This is a genomic window from Pseudomonas sp. MOIL14HWK12:I2 (assembly GCF_000510745.1).
In the GTDB taxonomy this organism is placed as follows: domain Bacteria; phylum Pseudomonadota; class Gammaproteobacteria; order Pseudomonadales; family Pseudomonadaceae; genus Chryseomonas; species Chryseomonas oryzihabitans.
The window spans coordinates 1-20,486 of record NZ_AZOA01000012.1 but is presented as its reverse complement, the minus strand read 5'-3'; the positions used below and the strand labels follow the sequence as shown (position 1 = coordinate 20,486).

Sequence of the window (20,486 nt, the reverse complement as noted above, 5' to 3'; positions counted from 1 at the left end):
GCCGCGTCTACAGCGGGGTCAGACACTCCGGCCCGTCCACCTCGGGCCGATTGACGATATCGGCCAGCACCCGCTCGCGCAGCGGCATGCCGCCCGCGGCCAACAGCGCCTGCAGGGCTTCAGGCGAGCTGTTCGGATCCTGCCAGAGGGAACGCCCCGCTTCATCCAGCAGGATTGGCCGCCGCAGCGGGCCGGCGGCCTGGGTGACCATGGCCACCGACAGCCAGAGCTGGTCCCCGGCCGGATAGGCCTCCCAGAGCGCGGCGAACCAGGCCAGGGGTTCGCCATTGAGCATCCAGTAGGGCCGCTTGCGATGATTGCCGCGCCATTCGTAGAAGCCGTTGGCGGGCAGCAGGCAACGTCGCAGGCGAAAGGGCTCGCGAAACATCGGCTGGGTGGCCAGGCTTTCAGCGCGGGCGTGGGTGGGGGTGCGGGAAAGATCGGTGAGCCAGGGCGGAGTCAGTCCCCAGCGACCGCTGTCGACCCGCTCGCCCTCGGCGGTCCGCCGCTGTAGCAGCACCTGCTGATGGGGGGAGATGTTCCAGCGCGGCGCATGCTTTTCGGGGAATCCCGCCAGGGCGGCGAATTCGGCGGGCCAGCGGAACAGGGCGTAGCGTCCGGACATGAAAACCTTTTTAGGTTCTTTACGAAAAGTCGCCGAGCGAAGGTCAGGCGAGGCGAAAAATGCTGAGGAAGCGGAGTTTACAAGTGGTAAATGAGCATTCCGAAGCGTTTTTCAACGAAGCATCACCGATGCGTAGGCACTTTTCGTCTAGAACCTAGCAGACGAGGATGCCCTGCTCGGGGGACGGATCCTCTCCCGGCAGGGGCGTGGCGGCATTGTACGCGGCGATCAGCGCCTGCGCGCGGAGGGCCTCCTCATCCTCGACCAGCAGGCCGAGCAGCCCTGCCGCCGGCAGGTCGCCGATGCCCCCGAGCAGATGGCGCCCGGCGAGAAAGCCGCTGATGCCTTCGCTGGCCAGCACCGCCAGGAGCAATTCGCCCTCGTGCAGCGAACCCGGCTCGTAGATGCGCCGCATCAGTCGTCCTCCCGACGAACCTCGAGATTCCAGTCCTCGCCATCGGTGTGCAGGCCGAAGCGGATCGGCCGGCAGCAGACTTCGCAGTCTTCGTAGTAGTCCTGATCACCGCCGCTGAGGTCGAGCACCACCTCGCCCGGTTCGCCGCAATAAGGGCAATCGTATTCCTGGCTTTCCAGCATCTGCCTGCACTCCTCGACCGCCAACCTGCCGCCCATCCGGCCCCTGGCGCTTGCATCTGGCGCCACGCCCACTACTATGGCCGCCGGAATTTCTACAAGAGAACACCATGGGCGAGTTCGAAGCCATTCGACCCTATAACGACGCGGAAGTCCCCGGGGTTCTGGCCCGCCTGATCGACGACGACCACTTCATCGCCATCCTCGCCGGCTACCGTTTCCCGCGCCTGTCCAAGGGCCTCGGCTGGGTGGTGCGGCCCCTGTTGCGCACCCGCCTGCGCCAGGAACTGGGCGGCATCCAGAGCGTCGCCGCGCTGCAGGACAAGCTCGAACCCTATGTGGATCGCGCCATCGAAAAGGCCTCGGACGGCGTCACCTACTCCGGTATCGACCAGCTGCGCAGCGGCCGGGCCTATCTGTTCCTGGCCAACCACCGCGACATCGTGATGGACCCGGCCTTCGTCAACTATGCCGTCTACCACGCCGGTCTGCCAACGCCGCGCATTGCCATCGGCGACAACCTCCTGCAGAAGCCCTTCGTCAGCGACCTGATGCGACTGAACAAGAGCTTCATCGTGCACCGCTCCATCAGCGGTCGGCGCGAGAAGCTGGCGGCGTACCAGAATCTGTCCGCCTACATCAATCACTCGATCCGCCAGGACGGCCAGTCCATCTGGATCGCCCAGGCCGAGGGCCGGGCCAAGGACGGCGACGACCGTACCGATTCGGCCATCCTCAAGATGTTCCACATGAGCTGCAAGGACGCGCCCTTCGCCGAGCTGGTCAAGGCGTTGAATATCGTCCCGGTGTCCATCAGCTACGAATTCGATCCCTGCGACCAGGCCAAGGCCCGCGAACTGCACATCCGCGCCACCACCGGCGGCTATACCAAGGCGCCGGGCGAGGACGACGTCAGCATCGCCCTGGGGATCACCGGCTACAAGGGCCGGGTGCACGTGGCCTTTGGCGAGCCGGTCACGGGTGAGTTCGAGGATGCCAAGGCGCTGGCCCAGGAAATGGACCGGCAGATCCTCGGCAACTACCGGCTGTTCCCGGCCAGCTACCTGGCCTATGCCGCCTGGGAGGGTCGCGATCCGGAGCTGGCCGTGCCCGCGGTGGACGCCCTGTTTCCCGCCGAGGAGATCGCGGTCGCCCGCGGCGAGTGGGAAAAGCGCCTGGCCGAGTGCCCGGCGGAATACCGGGCGCAGCTGGTGCGCCAGTACGCCCAGCCGGTGCTCAACAAGTACCGCGTGCTGGCCGGCCTGGAATAGCGGTCGGCGACCCACGAAAAAGCCCGGCACTGGCCGGGCTTTTTCGTGGGCGTCGGGTTTTCAGCGACCGCTGAGCACCTGGACCACGGTCGGATCCTTGAATACCCGGGTCAGGGCGTCGCTCAGCACATCGCTGACCAGCTTGGTGTTGGCCTCGGCGTTGGGCGCCATGCCGAAACGCTGGTTGAGGCTGGCGCCGTAGCGGCCGCGGTAGCCGCGCTGGCTGTTGCGGACGTCGACCTGGAAGGCCGCGGCAACGTCGGAGGCGGTGACGTACAGCTCCTTGGGCGACTGGTAGTTCAGCTCGGCCAGGGTCAGGGTCAGCTGGGGCGCGCCGGGGCCGGCATTGGGCGACGGGGTGAAGCCCATCTGGCGGACCGCCTTCTCGGCTTCGGCCTGCAGCTTGGGAATCACGTCCTGGGTCTGCACCACCACCACGCTGGTGTCGGGATAGAGACCGCCACGGGTGCCGAGGGTAAAGGAGGAACGGCCGTCGACCACCCGGACCGAGACCGGCTGGCCCTGGCCGACCGGGGCGATGGGCGCGGTGATCTGGGGTTGCGGACTCAATTGCTGGGGGCTGCTGGCGCAGCCGGCCAGGGTCAGACCAGTGGCGGCGAGCAGGCCGAGCAACAGGCGATAGCGCATGCAGAGACTCCAGAGAAAGGGACAGGGGGCAGTATACCCAGCCCCCCAGCGGCGTCGATAGACGGGCACCCCGGACAGAAGAACGCCGGCACGAGGCCGGCGTCTTGCTGGAGCAGGGTCAGGGCTTGGCCGCCAGCGGCGGTCGCGTCTGGCTACGCTCCAGCCAGCCACCGCCGAGGGCCTTGTACAGGGTGACCTCGCTGTTGAGCTGGTTGAGTCGATCGGTGATCAGCTGCTGCTGGGCGCTGTACAGCGAGCGCTGGGCGTCGAGCACCGTGAGGTAGTTGTCGATGCCCTGGCGATAGCGCAGGTTGGCCAGGTCGTAGTACTCCTGGCTGGCCTGCACCAGGTCCTGCTGGGCCTGCAGCTGGTCGTCATAGGTGCCCTTCGCCGCCAGGGCATCGGCCACTTCGCGGAAGGCGGTCTGGATCGACTTCTCGTAGGTGACGACGTTGATGTCCTTCTGGATCCTGGCCGCATCCAGGCTGGCCTTGAGGCTGCCGGCCGTGAAGATCGGGATGTTGATGCTCGGCGAGAAGGTCCAGTAGCCGGAGCCGGCGTCGAACAGGCCATTCAGATCGCGACTGGCCGTGCCACCTTGGGCGGTCAGGCTGATGCGCGGGAAGAAGGCCGCCCGCGCCGCGCCGATGTTGGCGTTGGCGGCGCGCAGCTGCAGCTCGGACTGGAGGATGTCCGGGCGCTTCTGCAGGAGATCCGACGGCAGGTTGGCCGGCAGGTCGGCGAGCAGGTCCTTGCCGTCCAGGCCCTTGCCCTGCGGCAGGTCGGCCGGGATCGAGGTGCCCAGCAGCAGCGTCAGGGCATTGCGATCTTGGGCCACCTGGCGGGTGTATTGCGCCAGATTCGCCCGCGCCCCTTCCAGGGCGGTGCGCGACTGGCGCAGGTCCAGGCCGCTGGCCACGCCGTTCTCCACGGTCTGACGGGTCAGGTCGTAGGAGCGCTGATAGGCGTCCAGGGTCTCGCGGGTCAGTTGCAGCATGCGCTGGTCGGTGAGCCAGGCGTAGTAGGCGTTGGCCACTTCCGAGACCAGCGAGATCTGGGTGCTGCGACGTCCTTCGCTGGTGGCGAAGTAGTTGAGCAGCGCCTGCTCGCTGAGGCTGCGCAGGCGACCGAAGAGGTCCAGCTCATAGGAGGTGAAGCCCAGGGTCACGCTGTACTGGCTGCTGATGCTGCCGCCGCCACCGCCACCCGCGCCGTTGGCGCTGTTGCCGGCGAGCAGTTCGCGGATGGCGGAGACCTGGCTCAGGTCTTCCGGCTGGCGGGTACGGGTCCCGGTGCCGCTGACACTGATGTCGGGAAACAGCTCGGCGCGCTGCACGCGGTACTGCGCCTGGTAGAGGCGCACGTTCAGCGCGGCCTGGCGCAGGTCGCGGTTGTTGTCCAGCGACAGCTGGATCAGTTGCTGCAGGGCCGGATCGCGATAGAAATCGCGCCAGCCGATGTCGGCCGCCTGCTGGTCGCGATTGACCGTCAGGGCATCGTAGGCCTGGCCATGGGGCCAGGCATTCTCCACCGGCGCGTTGGGTCGCTGGTAGTCGGGGATCAGGCTGCAGCCGGAGACGGCCAGCATGCCCACGACCACCGCCAAGACAGACTTCTTCATATCAGTGTCCTTCCTTGCCATGGGCTTCCTGGTCCTTGGTGGCCTTGTCCTTGAACAGGCTGCTGACCACCACGTAGAACATGGGAATCCAGAAGATCGCCAGTATCGTGGCGGTGAGCATGCCGCCGATCACGCCGGTACCCACGGCGTGCTGACTGCCGGAGCTCGCGCCCGAGGAGATCGCCAGGGGCACCACGCCCAGGATGAAGGCCATGGAGGTCATGATGATGGGCCGCAGACGCATGCGCGAGGCCTCCACCGCCGCATCGACGATGTTCTTGCCGCCCTCGTGCAGCTCCTTGGCGAATTCCACGATCAGGATGGCGTTCTTCGCCGCCAGACCGATGGTCGTCAACAGACCGACCTGGAAGAAGACGTCGTTGGCCAGGCCACGGAAGTAGGTGGCCAGCAAGGCCCCCACCACCCCCAGCGGCACCACCAGGATGACCGCGATCGGAATCGACCAGCTCTCGTACAGCGCCGCCAGGCAGAGGAACACCACCAGCAGCGACAGGGCGTAGAGCGCCGGCGCCTGGGAGCCCGACAGCCGCTCCTCGTAGGACAGACCGGTCCAGGCGATACCCACGCCCTGCGGCAGGTCCTTGGCCATGCGCTCGATCTCGGCCATGGCGTCACCGGTGCTGTAGCCGGGCGCCGCGGAACCGAGGATCTCCAGCGAGGAGATGCCGTTGTAGCGCTCCAGCTTGGGCGAGCCGTAGATCCACTCGCCGCGGGCGAAGGCCGACACTGGCACCATCTCGCCCGCGCTGTTGCGCACGTACCACTTGTTGAAGTCCTCGGGATTCATCCGCGCGCTGGCTTCGCCCTGCAGGTACACCTTCTTCACCCGACCGCGGTCGATGAAGTCGTTGACGTAGCTGGACGCCCAGCCGATGGACAGCGTCTGGTTGACGTCGCTCTGCGACAGCCCCAGGGCGCGCACCTTCTCGTCGTCGACGATGAGCTTGAATTGCGGCTCGTCGTTGAGGCCGTTGGGACGGGTCTGCATCAGCTTGGGATTCTGCGCGGCCATGCCGAGCAGCTGGTTGCGCGCGGCCATGAGCGCCTCGTGGCCGATGCCGCCCTGGTCCTGCAGATAGAAGTCGAAGCCGGTGGCGTTACCCAGCTCCAGCACCGCCGGCGGCACGATGGCGTAGACGATGGCGTCCTTGATGCCCGACAGGTAGCCCATGGCGCGACCGGCCACGGCACTGGCCCCGTCCTTGGCGTCCGGACGCTCTTCCCAGGGCTTGAGCTGGATGAACGCCAGGCCCGAGCTCTGGCCGCGACCGGCGAAGTTGAAGCCGTTGACGGTGAACATCGAGCTGACCGCGCTCGAGTCGTTCTTCATCATCATCTCGCGCATGGTGTCGAGCACCTTCTGCGTCCGCTCGGCACTGGAGCCCGGCGGCGTGGTGACCTGGGCGAAGATCACGCCCTGGTCCTCTTCCGGCAGGAAGGACGATTGGATGCGGGTGAACAGGAACACCATGACGCCGACGATCAGCAGGTACAGCAGCAGGAAGGGCACCTTGTGGCGGATCACCGCGGCCACGCTGCGCTCGTAGCGGTGCTGACCGCTCTCGAACTTGCGGTTGAACCAGCCGAAGAAACCGCGCTTCTCGTGGTGCCCCTGTTTGACCGGCTTGAGCAGGGTGGCGCACAGCGCCGGGGTCAGGATCAGGGCCACCAGCACCGAGAGCACCATCGAGGAAACGATGGTGATGGAGAACTGGCGATAGATCACCCCGGTGGAGCCGCCAAAGAAGGCCATGGGCACGAACACCGCCGACAGCACCATGGCGATACCGACCAGGGCGCCCTGGATCTGGCCCATGGACTTGCGCGTCGCCTCCTTGGGCGAGAGCCCCTCCTCGGCCATCACCCGCTCGACGTTTTCCACCACCACGATGGCATCGTCCACCAGCAGGCCGATGGCGAGCACCATGCCGAACATGGTCAGGATGTTGATGGTGAAACCGGCGGCCAGCAGCACCGCGAAGGTGCCCAGCAGAACCACGGGTACGGCGATGGTGGGGATCAGGGTGGCCCGGAAGTTCTGCAGGAACAGGAACATCACCAGGAACACCAGCAGGATCGCCTCGCCCAGGGTCTTGACCACCTCGTGGATGGAAGCGGTCACCACCGGGGTGGTGTCATAGGGATAGACCACTTCCATGCCCGGCGGCATGAACGGCTTGAGCCGTTCGATGGTGGCGCGGACCGCCTTGGCGGTGTCCAGGGCGTTGGCCCCGGTGGCCAGACGCAGGGCCATGCCGGAGGCCGGCTTGCCGTCGAACTGAGCGTCGATGGAATAGTTCTCGCCCCCCAGCTCCACCCGTGCCACGTCGCGCAGGCGCACCTGGGCGCCGCTCTGATCGACCTTGAGGAAGATCTTGCCGAATTCCTCGACGCTGGTCAGGCGGGTCTTGCCGATGATGGTGGCGTTGAGCTGTTGCCCCGGCACCGCCGGCAGGCCGCCGAGCTGACCGGAGGCGATCTGCACGTTCTGGCTCTGGATGGCGCTGCTGACGTCGACCGGCGTCAGCTGGTACTTCACCAGCTTCTGCGGATCGAGCCAGATGCGCATGGCGTACTGGGCACCGAACACCTGGAAGTCACCCACACCGCTGGTCCGCGCGATGGGATCACGCATGTTGGAAACGATGTAGTTGGACAGGTCTTCCTTGGTCAGGGAGCCGTCCATGGAGACCAGGCCCACCACCATCATGAAGTTGCGCTGGTACTTGGCCACGCGCATGCCCTGCTGCTGCACTTCCTGCGGCAGCAGCGGCGTCGCCAGCTGCAGCTTGTTCTGCACCTGGACCTGGGCGATGTCGGAGTTGGTGCCCTGGTTGAAGGTCACGATGATGGTCATGCTGCCATCGGAGTTGGACTCCGAGGAGATGTACCTGAGGTTGTCGATCCCGTTCATCTGCTGCTCGATGACCTGGACCACGGTGTCCTGCACCGTCTGCGCCGAGGCGCCCGGGTAGCTCACCTGGATCGAGACCGCCGGGGCGGCGATGTTCGGGTACTGGTTGATCGGCAGATTGAGGATCGACAGGATACCGGCGAGCATGATCACCAGGGCGATCACCCAGGCGAAGATGGGCCGGTCGATGAAGAACTTGGACATCGGGCGCTCCCCTTACTGAGCCTGACCCGCCGGCTTCTGCTCGGCGGAGGCGATGTTGCTCGCCGGCTTGGTGGTGACGGTGGCGCCCGGCTTGATCTTCTGCAGGCCCTCGGTGATGACCTTGTCACCCGCCTTCAGGCCGTCGGTGACCAGCCAGTCGGAGCCCACGGTACGCTCGGTCTTGAGGATTCGCTGCTCGACCTTGCCTTCGCCGTTGACCACCATGGCGGTGGGCTGGCCCTTGATGTCGCGGGTCACGCCCTGTTGCGGCACCAGCAGGGCATTCTGGCGAACGCCGGACTGCAGCTGGGCACGCACGAACATGCCTGGCAGCAGCAGCTTGTCGGGGTTGGGGAATTCGGCACGGATGGTCACCGAGCCGGTGCCCTGATCCACCGAGACCTCGGCGAACTTGAGCTTGCCGGGACGGCTGTAGGCGCTGCCGTCTTCCAGCATCAGCTTGACCTCGGCGGCGTTCTCGCCCTGCACGCGCTGCAGCTGACCGCTGTCCAGTTCACGGCGCAGGCGCAACAGGTCGGTGGCGGACTGGGTCACGTCGACATAGATGGGATCGAGCTGGGTGATGCTGGTCAGGGCGGTGGTCTGGTCGGCGGTGACCAGGGCGCCTTCGGTCATCATCGAGCGCCCGATGCGGCCGGAAATCGGCGCGGCGACCTTGGTGTAGGCCAGGTTGATCTCGGCGTTGCGCAGGGCGGCTCTCGCCGATTCCACCTGGGCTTCGTTCTGCCGCTGCATGGACAGGGCGTCGTCGGCTTCCTGCTTGCTGATCGCCTGCTCCTTGACCAGGGCGCCATAGCGCTGGGCCTTGAGCCGGTTGGAGGCCAGGGTCGCCTGGGCCTGGGCCAGCGAGGCCTTGGCCGAGTTGACGTTGGCTTCGTAGGTGCGCGGATCGATCTGATAGAGCTGGGTGCCGGCCTTCACGTCGGCGCCCTCGGTGAAGTAGCGCTTGAGCAGGATGCCGCTGACCTGGGGACGGACCTCGGCGATGCGGAAGGCCGAGGTGCGCCCGGGCAGTTCGTCGGTGAGGGTCACGGTGCGGGGTTGCATCGTCACCACCCCGACCTCCGCGGGCTTCTGCTGCTGTTGCTGCTGCTGGTCCTTGTTGTCCTGCTTGCCGCAGGCGCCCAGGGCCAGGGCCACGGCCAGCAGGGCGGGGGCGAAAAAGGCATGCGCCGGCTTGATCTGCATATCAAAAGTCCTTGAAAGCGGGGAAATGAGCATGCGCAGCGCGCCTTGTGGATCCGCACCGGCTCGAGCATAGGAATTATTATCAGACAAATATACTTACGTTCACGACTGTTTGTAAATAACCCAAGCGCCATGCTCGGGTATCTCGCCGGCGGCTCCGGCGCCTCGTGAAAACGGTTATTCCTACGACATCAGGCCCAGACGACCGACCTCGGTAGCAGACCATCAGGCTGAAGGCGAGTTCTGCCGGGGGATTCCTCTGGCGCCCGCCTCGTCGCCAAAAACGACCAGGCATAAAAATGCCGGACGAATCCGGCATCTTTGGTTACAACCTGAGGGCGTCCCGTTACTGGCGCACGCCTTCGAAGGACAGCATGAATTCCACTTCCTGGGACTTCGGACCGAGGTCCTTCTGGATGTTGAAATCCTTGAGCTTGAGGGTGGTGGTGCCCTCGAAGCCGGCGCGGTAGCCGCCCCACGGATCCTTGCCCTCGCCCATGAAGTGGGCCTTGATGGTGACCGGCTTGGTCACGCCGTTCAGGGTCAGGTTGCCGGTGACGTCGGCGGTGCCGTCGCCGGTGGGGGTGACCTTGGTGGATTCGAAGCTGGCCTGGGGATGGGCGGCGACGTTGAGGAAGTCGGCGCTGCGCAGGTGCTTGTCACGCTCGGCGTGGTTGGTGTCGACGCTGTCGGTGTTGATGGTCACCTTGATCTTGTCGGCGGACGGATCCTTGGCATCGAAGCTGAAGTTGCCGTCGAAGTCCTTGAAGGTGCCGTACAGCCAGCTGTAGCCCAGGTGTTGGATGCGGAACTGGATGAAGGCGTGCTGGCCCTGCTTGTCGATCTTGTAATCGGCGGCCATGGCCTGGCCGGCGCCCAGCAGAGCGGTACCCAGGGCCAGGGCGGCAACGGTTTTCTTCAGCATTGGATGGAGCTCCATGTGGTGGTGGGAAGCGAACATCAGGAAGGGGTATGGACCCGGCCGAGCATGCGCACCAGGGTGCCGTCGCGGTCGACGAAATGGTGCTTGAGCGCGGCCAGCACATGCAGGCCGGCCAGGACGATCAGCGTCCAGGCGAACCAGAGGTGGATCTTGCCAGCCGTATCGGCCTGGTCCGGCAGGCCGCTCAGGGTCGCCGGCACCTTGAACCAGCCGAAGACATCGATGGCCACACCATCGGCGGTGGAGATCAGATAGCCGGCCACCATGACGCTGAGCATCAAGGCATAGAGCAGGAAGTGCCCGGCCCCGGCGGCGCGGCGTACCAGGGGGCTGCCCTCCACCGGCGGCGGCGGACTGACCAGGCGCCAGAGCAGGCGCAGCACCAGGGCGATCAGCAGGAGGATGCCGGCGCTCTTATGCAGTTCGGGGGCGGTGTGGTACCAGGTGTCGTAGTAGTCCAGGGTGCGCATCCACAGGCCGGAGGCGAACATGGCGACGATCGCCAGGGCCATGACCCAATGCAGAACCAGACTTACCAGACCGTAGCGAAGGCCATCGTTGCGCCAGTGCATCGCTTTTCTCTCCTGAAAAAGCTTTGCCTAAGCCTAGCCGCAAACGTATCGATGGAAAGCGGAAAAAGTGTCGAATCAATATCGAAGGAATCGATGGATCGGACGGCGCGCGAGTGCCCCGTCCGCTCCAGCCCAGACGCTGCGCAGGGGCAACGTCCGGGCCTGGGCCTGGATCAGAACGACCAGTGGAACAGCTTCCAGAAGAAACCGTGCTCGCCACTGTCCTTGGCCGGCGCGGCATCGGCGGGCTTGGGCGCGGCAGCCGGCTGAGCCTGGGCCTTGGCGCTGGCGACGACCGGGACCACGGCCTTGCCGGCCTTGAGGTCGCGGACCTGGCCGGCGGCGCGCTGACCGCTGGCCAGGGCCCCTTCCAGGGTGCCCGGATGCAGCGGATCGGTGTGCTCGCCAGCAAAGATCACCCGGCCGGTGGGCTTTTCCCACAGCCGCCAGTAACGGGTGATCTGGCCCGGACCATAGGCCAGATAGGCACCGCCCACGCCCGGATCGCGGCTGTAGCGACGGACTTCGTAGCCGGAGAAGGCACCGCGCGCCTTGGGATAGAGGGCGTGGAAGCGGATCAGCACCTGATCGACCATCTGCTTGTCGCCGAAGGCCTGCACCAGGCGCGCGCTGTCGCCGGCCAGGTTGACCAGTACATTGGCGCCGCCCTTGACGTCCGGTTCCACCCACAGCATGCCCAGACCCTGGTCGCTGTAGATCTCGCCGCTCATGCGCGACTTGCTGTCCCACACCGGGGTCTTGAACTTGAGCAGGATCTGGTCGCGCCAGCCATAGGTGGTGCCCTTGATGGCGGCCTGCTGGGTGGCGTCCAGCGCCGGGGTCATCTGCACCTGACCAAGGGCGCGCAGCGGCACCGCCATCACCACGTAGTCGGCCTTGTAGCCATTGGCGCCGGCCTTGACCGTCACGCCGCTCGGATCCTGGACGATGCTCGACACCTTGCTGTCGGTCTTGATCGTCTTGATCTGCTTGACGAAGGCCTGGGCCAGGACGTCGCTGCCGCCGGGCAGGCGCGAGGCGCGCAGGTCCTTGTCGTCGACGCCGCGATAGACGCGGGTCTGCTGGGCCAGATAGAGCAGCGACAGCCGCGAGGGCTCGTCGTAGCGCACGCGGATGCGCTGGTTGATCAGCTGGCGGGCCACCGGCGGCAGATTCTGCTTGTCCAGCCAGGTGGCGGCGTTGATCTGGTCGAGGGCGTGCAGGGTCGGGGTGGCGGTCGGCTGCAGCGGATCGCTGATGGCGGCGGCCAGGTCGTCCAGGGACTTGTCGACGCGCTTCAGGGCATCGGCCACGGCCGGCATCTTCTGCACCAGGTCGTCCTGGGAATAGTACTGGCCGTCGATCAGATAGCCCGGGGTGCGCACGAAGGACGGCGCGTCCACGGTCTTGAGCTTGAAGGTGTCCAGGTAGTGGTTGAGCACCGGCTGGGCCTTGGTGTCGCCGATCCATTCGCTGGAGGCGAGACCGGAGCGACCGCCGACGCGCGCGCCGGCTTCCAGCAGGGTCACGTTCCAGCCGGCCTGCTGCAGTTCATAGGCCGAGGCCAGACCGGCCATGCCGGCACCGACCACGATCACCGAGGGACCACTGGGCGCGACGGGCGCCGCGGCAGCCTTTTCCGGCGCCTTGTGCGACTCTTTATGGGCCTTCTCGGCAGCGCCTGCGCTCAGGCTGGTAGCGAATACGCCGGCTGCCAAGCAGACGGTAAAACCTGTCCAACGCGACGACATCTTTTCTAGACTCCTGGGACCGGGAAACGGCGGTGGCGCAGCATACGCCAGCGGCCCCGGGGCAACCAGACGGCGCCACGACCGGCAATCGGCCCGCGCCTTGCTCCCGTCGCGCGCCCTGGCTTAGGCTTGCGCCCCCTTTTTATCGCCGGGCCCGTCGCCAGGAGACCGCCAATGACCAATCACGACTGGATGCGCCGTGACCTGGAGGTGCTCTGGCACCCCTGCACCCAGATGAAGGATCACGAGCAGCTGCCGGTGATCCCGATCCGCCGCGGCGAGGGCGTCTGGCTGGAAGACTTCGACGGCAAGCGCTACCTGGACGCCGTCAGTTCCTGGTGGGTCAATGTCTTCGGCCACGCCAATCCGCGCATCAACGACCGCATCAAAGCCCAGGTCGACCAGCTGGAGCACGTCATCCTCGCCGGCTTCAGTCACCAGCCGGTGATCGAGCTGTCCGAGCGCCTGGTCGCCCTGACCCCGGCCGGTCTCGACCGGGTGTTCTATGCCGACAACGGCTCCTCGTGCATCGAGGTGGCCCTGAAGATGAGCTACCACTACTGGCGCAACGTGGGCCAGCCGGACAAGCGCCGCTTCGTCACCCTGACCAACAGCTACCACGGCGAGACGGTGGCGGCCATGTCGGTGGGCGACGTGGCGCTGTTCACCGAGACCTACCAGGGGCTCTTGCTGGACACCCTCAAGGTGCCGAGCCCCGATTGCTACCTGCGCCCCGAAGGCATGGGCTGGGAAGAGCATTCGCGGCAGATGTTCGTGCACATGGAGCGCACCCTGGCCGAGCACCACGCCAGCGTCGCCGCCGTGATCGTCGAGCCGCTGATCCAGGGCGCCACCGGCATGCGCATGTACCACCCGGTCTATCTGCGCCTCCTGCGCGAGGCCTGCGATCGCTATGGCGTGCACCTGATCCACGACGAGATCGCCGTGGGCTTCGGTCGCACCGGGACGATGTTCGCCTGCGAGCAAGCCGGCATCCGCCCGGATTTCCTCTGCCTGTCCAAAGCACTCACCGGCGGCTACCTGCCGCTGGCCGCCTGCCTGACCACCGATGCGGTCTACCAGGCCTTCTACGACGACTACCACACCCTGCGCGCCTTCCTGCATTCCCACAGCTATACCGGCAATCCGCTGGCCTGCGCCGCCGCCCTGGCGACCCTGGACATCTTCGCCGAGGACGACGTCATCGAGGCCAACAAGCCCCTGGCCCGGCGCATGGCCGAGGCCACCGCGCACCTGGCCGAGCATCCTCAGGTCGGCGAGGTGCGCCAGACCGGCATGGCCCTGGCCATCGAGATGACCGCCGACAAGGCCCGCCGCACGCCCTACCCCTGGCAGGAGCGCCGCGGCCTGGCCGTCTACCAGCACGCCCTCTCTCGCGGCGCCCTGTTGCGGCCGCTGGGCAACGTGGTCTACTTCCTGCCGCCTTACGTCATCACTCCCGAGCAGATCGACTTCCTCGCCGAGGTGGCGAGCGAAGGCATCGACCTCGCCACCCGCACCTCGGTCAGCGTCGCCCTGAGCGACCTGCACCCCAACCACCGCGATCCCGGCTGATCTGGAGTCCGCCATGCGTCTCACCCGCTGCCACCTCGACCTGCCCCTGGCCCTCGGCCGTCTCGACCTGCCCGAGGCCCAGGCCCACTACCTGGGCCGCGTGCTGCGCCTGGCGCCGGGGGATGCCGTGCAACTGTTCGACGGCAGCGGCCGCGAATACCTCGGCCAGGTCGCCGAGGTGGGCAAGAAGACCCTCAGCGTCGACCTCACCGAGGAATTGCCCGGCCAACCCGATTCGCCATTGCGGATCCACCTCGGCCAGGGCCTGTCCCGTGGCGAGCGCATGGACTGGGCGATCCAGAAGGCCACCGAGCTGGGGGTGGCCGAGATCACCCCACTGGTCAGCGAACGCTGTGAGGTGCGCCTCAAGGACGAACGCGCCGACAAGCGCCTGCAGCACTGGCGCCAGGTCGCCATCAGCGCCTGCGAACAGTGCGGTCGCTCCACGGTGCCGCTGATCCATCCACCGCAGTTGCTGGCCGACTGGCAGGCCGGGCTGGACGCCGATCTCAAGCTGGTCCTGCACCCGGTGGCCGAGCCCTTGGAAAGCCATGCCCGCCCCACCCGCCTGGCCCTGCTGATCGGCCCGGAAGGCGGCCTGAGCGAGGCCGAAGTCACGGCCGCCCGCGCCGCCGGCTTCCAGCCGGCCCGCCTGGGGCCGCGGGTGCTGCGCACCGAGACCGCGCCGGTGGTGGCCCTGAGCGTGGCCCAGCAACTCTGGGGTGATTTCCAGACCCCCTGACTTGCCCCCCGGACCGCTGCCCCGCGGCGGTCCGTCCCTTTCCCCACGGATAGTTTTGGAGCCCCGGATGACCCTGCCCTCTCGCCCCTACGCCGCCTTCCTGTTCGACATGGACGGTACCCTGCTCACCAGCGTGGCCTCTGCCGAACGCGCCTGGAGCACCTGGGCCCTCGGCCATGGCCTCGATCCGGCGGACGTCCTCGCCGTGATGCACGGGGTGCGGGCGGTGGAGACGGTCAAGCGCTTCGCCCCGGCGGGCGCGGACATCGACGCCGAGACCCGCGCCATCACCGAACTGGAGATCGCCGATGTCGCCGATATCCAGGAAATCCCCGGCGCCGCGGCCTTTCTCGCCAGCCTGCCGGCCGGCAGCTGGGCGCTGGTCACCTCGGCTTCGCGCCGGCTGGCCGAAGTGCGGCTCGCCGCGGCCGGCATGGCCCTGCCGCCGGTGATGATCTGCGCCGAAGACGTCACCCAGGGCAAGCCCGCGCCGGACTGTTTCCTGGCGGGTGCGCGCAAGCTGGGGGTGGCGATCGGCGACTGCCTGGTGTTCGAGGATGCCCACGCCGGCTTTGCCGCGGCCAAGGCCGCCGGCGCCGATGCGGTGGCCATCACCGCGACCCATCGCCAGCCGCTGGACCTGGGGCTGCCGACCCTGGCCGACTACCGCGGCGTCGGCATCAGCCGTGATGAAGACGGCGCCCTGCGCCTGATCCGGAAAGTCTAGAAGACGCCCGCGGCGGCGAGGCGCTCTTCCACCCCGATCAGATCGGGAATGCGCGCCGTGCCGCCTTCGTAGGCCACGGCGCCCAGTTCCAGGGCGGCCAGGGGTACCTCGGCAGCGACCAGCTCGGGGGTGATGCGCAACGAGCGCGGAATGCTGCGGATCAGCAGGGCCAGGAAGCGCACCCGCTCACGCCCGCCCAGGGCGTTGAGGATGGCCACCCGCGCATGGCGATCGCCATCGAATTGCGCGGCACTGCCACTGGACAGCGCCTCGAAACTGATCAGCGGCAGACGCAGGTCGCGCCAGGCGACCTGGCCCAGGCACCAGTCGGGTTGCACCGGCAGTGGCCGGATCTCGCGACAGGGCACCAGCTCGGCCACCGCCGCGTTGGGCAGCAGCAGGGTGCGATCGGCCAGGGTCAGCAGCAGACCGGTCAGGTGTTCGGCGGGCGCGGCGGTCGACATGGGAGATTCCTTCAGCTTTGCTGCTCGGCCAGGCGCGCCACCAGGGCTTCGGCCAGGCCGCGGGGATCGGCGGTAAGGGTCGCGAGACCCGATTCGCGCAGGCTTTCCGGCATGCTCGGGGCGATGCAGGTGCTCGCCGACTGGGTCCAGAGCGTGCCACCGCGCCGCCGCACATAGGGCGCCGAGGCGGTGCCGTCGTTGCCCATGCCGCTGAACACGATGACCCCGCAGCGGGCGCCGAAGTGCTGCGCCAGGTTGAGCATCATCTGGCTGATCGACGGCGTATGGGGCTCGGGCCAGGCGCGCTCGACGATGTCCAGGGCGCCGTTGGCCCGGAAGGTGAGCTCCTGCTGGGTCGGCACCACCACCACCTCGCCACAGCGCACCGGCTCACCCGGGCGCACGCCCTGGATGTGCCACTGACTGTGCCGGCCGACCGCGCGCAGCAGGTTGGCGGCAAAGCCGTCACCGATGTGCTGCGCATAGAGGAAACCGACCGGCAGACCGCCCGGCAAGGCGTCGAGAAAGGCCTTTACCGCCGCCGGACCGCCCAGGGAGGCCGCCAGCAACCAGACCTCGGGAGCCGGATCGCCGGCGGGCAGCGGCAGATTGGCCAGGGGTTCCGGCAGGGTCAGGCGCGGCGGTCGCGGCTGGTCCTGCAATAGGGTCTCCAGGGCCGGACCGACCGCCGCCACCGGATCGCCGATCAGCCGCTTGAGCTTGCCGATCAGGCGCTTCTCCCACTGGGTGAAGGGGTCGGTGAAGCGCTCCGGCGCCTGGCCTTCGCCGAACAGGATGGGCACCTCGGCCCCCTCCAGCAGCGCGTCCACCAGCGGTGATTCCTCGGTCTGGCTCAGGTCGATCAGCCACAGGTCGGTCGCGACCGAGGGCCAGGCCGCTTCGTCGAAGCGCTCCGGATCGCTGTTGAGGACGACGTGATAGCCATTGTCGGCCAGCACCTGCTGCAGCACGTGACGCTGCAGCGGACTGTCGGCCAGGATGGCGACGCGGGCGGTGTGCATCTCAGTCATGTTCCCTGACCAACCGATGGATGTGGGCCAGGAGTTCGCTCTCCTGGTAGGGCTTGCCCAGGTATTCGTTCACGCCCAGGCTCAGCGCCCGCTCGCGGTGTTTTTCCCCGGTACGGGAGGTGATCATCACGATCGGCAGGTCCTTGAGGCGCGCATCGTGGCGGACCAGGGTCGCCACCTCGAAGCCGTCCATGCGCGGCATCTCGATGTCCAGCAGCAGGATGTCCGGCTGCCGCTCCTGCAACTGGGCGATGGCGTCCACCCCGTCCTTGGCGGTGAAGACCTCCATGCCGTGGCGTTCCAGCAGGCGGCTGGTGACCTTGCGCACCGTGACCGAATCGTCGACCACCATGACCAGCGCCGGTCGGGTGACCTCGGCCACGGTGGCCGGACCCTGCGCCAGCCGCGCCAGCTCTTCGCCACTGGCGCGCTGACTGCGGATCATCGCCAGCAGGTCGAGAATCACCACCACGCGCCCGTCCCCCAGCAGGGTGGCACCGGACAGACCCGGCACCCCGGCGAATTGCGGACCCAGGCTCTTCACCACGATCTCCCGCGAGCCGGCCACCGCATCCACCTGCACGGCCACCGCGTATTCGGCGGCGCGCACCAGCACTACCGGCAGCGGCAGACTCTGGCCGCTCAGCTTGGGCTGCTGGCCGTTGCCAAGCAGGTGCCCCAAATAGCGCAGGTCATAGTGCTGGCCGCCGTATTCGAAGGTGCCCGCCCCCGGACGGTAATAGCGTTCGAGATCGGCCGCGGTCACCCGCACGATGCCTTCGATGGTGTTGAGCGGCACGGCATAGAGGTCGTCGCCGGCATGCACCATGAGCGCGCGGTTCACCGACACAGTGAACGGCAGGCGAATGGTGAAGCGCGTCCCCTCGCCCGCCACGCTGTGGATGTCCATGTTGCCGCCGAGCTGCTTCACCTCCTGGTGCACCACGTCCATGCCCACGCCCCGCCCGGAGATCTGGGTGACGGTCGGCGCGGTGGAGAAGCCCGATTCGAGGATGAATTGCAGCAGCTCCTCATCGGCGAGCTGCGCGTCTTCCGCCATCAGGCCGCGCTCGATGGCCTTGCGGCGTACCGCGGCCAGGTCGATGCCACGGCCGTCGTCGGCCAGGGTCAGGATGATGTCGCCACCTTCGCGGCGCAGATCCAGGCTGATCACGCCTTCGGCCGGCTTGCCGGCGCGCTGGCGTCCGGCGGCGTCCTCGACGCCGTGGTCGATGGCGTTGCGCAGCATGTGCTCCAGCGGCGGAATGATCCGCTCGAGCACCGTGCGGTCCAGCTCGCCTTCGGCGTTGCCGACCCTGAGCTCGATCGGCTTGTCCAGTTCGGCGCTGACCTGGCGTACCACCCGGTGTAGTCGCGGCACCATGCGTTCGAAAGGCACCATGCGCGTCTGCATGAGGCTTTCCTGCAGCTCGGTGTTGACCCGCGCCTGTTGCAGCAGCAGGGTCTCGGCATCGCGATTGCGCTGGCCCAGGGTGTTCTTTAGATCCAGGAGGTCGGACGCCGACTCGAACAGGGCGCGGGACAGCTGCTGCAGCTGGGAATAGCGATCCAGCTCCAGGGGGTCGAAATCCTCGTAGCCGGCGCGATCCACGTCTTCGTGGTGACGACTGATGATCTGCGCCTGGGTCTCGGTATCCAGCCGGCGCAGCTGATCGCGCACCCGCTCGATGGTGGCTTCCATCTCGCCGAGGGTGGTGCCGATGTCGCTGACCTGCTGTTCGACGCGACCACGGAAGATCGAGGTCTCGCCGGCCAGGTTGACCAGCTGCTCCAGCAGCGCGGCCGGTACCCGCACCAGCTCTTGGGACGAACGCCGCTGCGCCGCCTGCTGACGGACCTGCTGCAGGCGTTGCACGAAGGGCAGTGGCGCCACTGGGGCCGCGGGTGTCTCGACCGCGACCATGACGGGGGCCGCCGCGCTGTCTTGCTCAGGCAGGGCAACAGGCAGGCCCTCGACGGCGGGCTCGACGTCCGGGTCGGCAGGCGCTTCCTCCTCGGCGACGTCCGCGACCGGTGGCTGCTCAGCCTCGCGCACGACGTCCGGTTCGGCCTCGGCCGTCTCGACCGGCTCGGCCGCCGCACTCGCCTGGGCGGCGGCCGGCAGCGACAGCTGGGCGACCGCCAGTTGCAGCCCGTCGACGCCCTGAGTCGCCAGGGTGCGTACCCGTTCACGGTCGCCCTCGCTCAGCCCCACGGCGAGCGAGCGCAATTCCGCCAGTTGCTGTTCCAGTTCATGGGCCTGCTCGCCCAGGCCGTGCAGACCGGCCAGGCGCGCGCCACCCTTGAGGGTATGCAGGCAGCGCAGCAATTCGTCCACCGCCACATCTGGCGCGGCCGACCAGTCCGCCAGGGCCTCGTCCATGCTGACCAGCAGGTCCTGGGCTTCCTCGATGAAGATCTCGAGGATTTCCGCATCGGTGTCGGCATCGAAGACCGGTGCCGCCACCACGGCCGCGGCGGTCACGCCGGTCGCCAGTGGCTCGCCGCGGTAGTCGCGCAAGGCCGCGATGAGATCGGCGGCCGGGACCGGGGTCTCGCCCCGGGCCAGGGCTTCGAGTTGCTCGTGCAGGCGGTCATGGCAGCGCTGCAGCAGGTCGCCCAGGTCCGCGCCGGGCTTGATCCGTCCGCGCGCCAGTCCTTCGTAGAAGGCCTCCAGGGCATGGGCGAGATCGCCGATGGCATCCACCTCGGCCAGCCGCGCACCGCCCTTGAGGGTGTGCAGGTCGCGCAGCAGGGATTCCAGTTCGAGACTGTTGTGCGGCTCGGCTTCCCAGGCGCGCAGCGAGGTCGCCATGCTGTCGAGCAGGTCGCGACTCTCTTCGATGTAGATGGCCAGCAACTCGGCGTCGGGACCTTCCTCCGCCGCCGGCGCGGTCGCCATGGGCGCCGGCTCCCGAAGCGCGGACTCGGCGTCCGCCGGGTGATCCGCGAGCGATTCGCCGAGCGCGGGCTCGCCCGGGGCCGATCCGCTGTCGTCCAGCGCCGGCAGGTCATCGAGATGACCGCTACGGATCCGCTGCAGGCGCTCGACCTGGTCGGCATGCTCGCTGACCGGCTCGCCCGCCGCCAGCTCTTCGAGTTGCGCCGCCAGGCAGCCATGGGCATCGCGCAGGGGCTGGGCCAGTTCGGCACCGCCGGCGAGACGGCCGTCGAGCAGGCCTTCGTAGATGGCGTCCAGCTCCGTGGCCAGTTGCGCGACCGGCGCCACCCCGGCGAGGTGGGCGCCGCCCTTGAGGGTATGCAGATCGCGCTGCAGGGTGCCGAGGTGGAAGCGCTGCTGCGGCTCCACTAGCCAGCGTTTCAGCGCCCGGTCGGCGCTGTCCAGCAGATCCTGGGCCTCTTCAAGGAAGATCAGCTGCATCTCCGGATCGACGGGCTCGGCGGTCTCGGCCTCGACCGCCGCCGGCTCGCTGTCCGCTGCCAGCGGCTGCGGCTCTTCCGGCAGCTCGAGGTCAGGCTCGGCTTCGGCTTCGGCTTCGGCTTCGGCTTCGGCTTCGGCTTCGGCTTCGGCTTCGGCTTCGGCTTCGGCTTCGGCTTCGGCTTCGGCTTCGGC

17 protein-coding genes are annotated in these 20,486 nt (G+C 67.5%); 4 read left to right on the top strand and 13 right to left on the bottom strand.

Going from position 1 to position 20,486, the window contains the following annotated elements:
* Positions 1 to 7: 7 nt before the first annotated feature.
* The 3 genes from PSK12I2_RS0111040 to PSK12I2_RS0111030 form a co-directional block, all read right to left on the bottom strand.
* Complete coding sequence (locus tag PSK12I2_RS0111040; protein ID WP_027598432.1) at positions 8 to 625, bottom strand: SOS response-associated peptidase; 618 nt, start codon at positions 623 to 625, stop codon at positions 8 to 10.
* A gap of 154 nt (positions 626 to 779) precedes the next feature.
* A complete protein-coding gene (locus tag PSK12I2_RS0111035) occupies positions 780 to 1,040 on the bottom strand; it encodes a putative signal transducing protein (RefSeq protein WP_007162730.1) in 261 nt (86 codons plus the stop codon).
* On the bottom strand, positions 1,040 to 1,222 hold the full coding sequence (locus PSK12I2_RS0111030) for a CPXCG motif-containing cysteine-rich protein (RefSeq protein ID WP_017639858.1): 183 nt from the start codon (positions 1,220 to 1,222) through the stop codon (positions 1,040 to 1,042). Before PSK12I2_RS0111030 ends, PSK12I2_RS0111035 begins: the two co-directional genes overlap by 1 nt.
* 107 nt (positions 1,223 to 1,329) lie before the next feature.
* Here PSK12I2_RS0111030 and PSK12I2_RS0111025 point away from each other — a divergent pair, with 107 nt between their 5' ends.
* A complete protein-coding gene (locus PSK12I2_RS0111025) occupies positions 1,330 to 2,490 on the top strand; it encodes a 1-acyl-sn-glycerol-3-phosphate acyltransferase (RefSeq protein ID WP_027598431.1) in 1,161 nt (386 codons plus the stop codon).
* A 60-nt stretch (positions 2,491 to 2,550) separates the two neighbouring features.
* Here the strand turns inward: PSK12I2_RS0111025 and PSK12I2_RS0111020 are convergent, their stop codons facing one another.
* From PSK12I2_RS0111020 to PSK12I2_RS23915, 7 genes are all read right to left on the bottom strand, one after another.
* On the bottom strand, positions 2,551 to 3,138 hold the full coding sequence (locus tag PSK12I2_RS0111020; RefSeq protein WP_007161696.1) for a YajG family lipoprotein: 588 nt from the start codon (positions 3,136 to 3,138) through the stop codon (positions 2,551 to 2,553).
* A gap of 118 nt (positions 3,139 to 3,256) precedes the next feature.
* Positions 3,257 to 4,759, bottom strand: a complete 1,503-nt coding sequence (locus tag PSK12I2_RS0111015) for an efflux transporter outer membrane subunit (protein WP_027598430.1) — start codon at positions 4,757 to 4,759, stop codon at positions 3,257 to 3,259.
* Position 4,760: 1 nt separating this feature from the next.
* Positions 4,761 to 7,898, bottom strand: coding sequence for an efflux RND transporter permease subunit (locus PSK12I2_RS0111010; protein WP_027598429.1), 3,138 nt, complete (start codon positions 7,896 to 7,898; stop codon positions 4,761 to 4,763).
* Positions 7,899 to 7,910: 12 nt separating this feature from the next.
* Positions 7,911 to 9,107: an efflux RND transporter periplasmic adaptor subunit gene (locus tag PSK12I2_RS0111005; RefSeq protein ID WP_027598428.1), complete on the bottom strand. Its 1,197-nt coding sequence runs from the start codon at positions 9,105 to 9,107 to the stop codon at positions 7,911 to 7,913.
* A 346-nt stretch (positions 9,108 to 9,453) separates the two neighbouring features.
* Complete coding sequence (locus PSK12I2_RS0111000; RefSeq protein WP_007161692.1) at positions 9,454 to 10,032, bottom strand: YceI family protein; 579 nt, start codon at positions 10,030 to 10,032, stop codon at positions 9,454 to 9,456.
* A 35-nt stretch (positions 10,033 to 10,067) separates the two neighbouring features.
* Complete coding sequence (locus PSK12I2_RS0110995; protein ID WP_027598427.1) at positions 10,068 to 10,622, bottom strand: cytochrome b; 555 nt, start codon at positions 10,620 to 10,622, stop codon at positions 10,068 to 10,070.
* A 173-nt stretch (positions 10,623 to 10,795) separates the two neighbouring features.
* Positions 10,796 to 12,373, bottom strand: a complete 1,578-nt coding sequence (locus tag PSK12I2_RS23915; protein ID WP_037007670.1) for a flavin monoamine oxidase family protein — start codon at positions 12,371 to 12,373, stop codon at positions 10,796 to 10,798.
* Positions 12,374 to 12,547: 174 nt separating this feature from the next.
* Here PSK12I2_RS23915 and PSK12I2_RS0110985 point away from each other — a divergent pair, with 174 nt between their 5' ends.
* The 3 genes from PSK12I2_RS0110985 to PSK12I2_RS0110975 all read left to right on the top strand — a co-directional run bounded on the left by PSK12I2_RS0110985 (position 12,548) and on the right by PSK12I2_RS0110975 (position 15,417).
* Positions 12,548 to 13,948, top strand: coding sequence for an adenosylmethionine--8-amino-7-oxononanoate transaminase (locus tag PSK12I2_RS0110985; RefSeq protein WP_027598426.1), 1,401 nt, complete (start codon positions 12,548 to 12,550; stop codon positions 13,946 to 13,948).
* A 13-nt stretch (positions 13,949 to 13,961) separates the two neighbouring features.
* Entirely contained in the window at positions 13,962 to 14,690 is a 729-nt protein-coding gene (locus PSK12I2_RS0110980; protein ID WP_027598425.1) for a 16S rRNA (uracil(1498)-N(3))-methyltransferase, read from the top strand.
* Positions 14,691 to 14,757: 67 nt separating this feature from the next.
* Entirely contained in the window at positions 14,758 to 15,417 is a 660-nt protein-coding gene (locus tag PSK12I2_RS0110975) for an HAD-IA family hydrolase (RefSeq protein ID WP_027598424.1), read from the top strand.
* On the opposite strand, the gene PSK12I2_RS0110970 is transcribed toward PSK12I2_RS0110975, so the two are convergent.
* The 3 genes from PSK12I2_RS0110970 to PSK12I2_RS0110960 all read right to left on the bottom strand — a co-directional run.
* Positions 15,414 to 15,881: a chemotaxis protein CheW gene (locus PSK12I2_RS0110970; RefSeq protein ID WP_007161686.1), complete on the bottom strand. Its 468-nt coding sequence runs from the start codon at positions 15,879 to 15,881 to the stop codon at positions 15,414 to 15,416. The genes PSK12I2_RS0110975 and PSK12I2_RS0110970 overlap by 4 nt on opposite strands.
* Positions 15,882 to 15,892: 11 nt before the next feature.
* Positions 15,893 to 16,912: a chemotaxis protein CheB gene (locus PSK12I2_RS0110965; RefSeq protein WP_027598423.1), complete on the bottom strand. Its 1,020-nt coding sequence runs from the start codon at positions 16,910 to 16,912 to the stop codon at positions 15,893 to 15,895.
* A partial coding sequence (locus PSK12I2_RS0110960) for an Hpt domain-containing protein (protein WP_027598422.1) occupies positions 16,905 to 20,486 on the bottom strand: 3,582 nt, incomplete at its 5' end. The genes PSK12I2_RS0110965 and PSK12I2_RS0110960, both read right to left, overlap by 8 nt.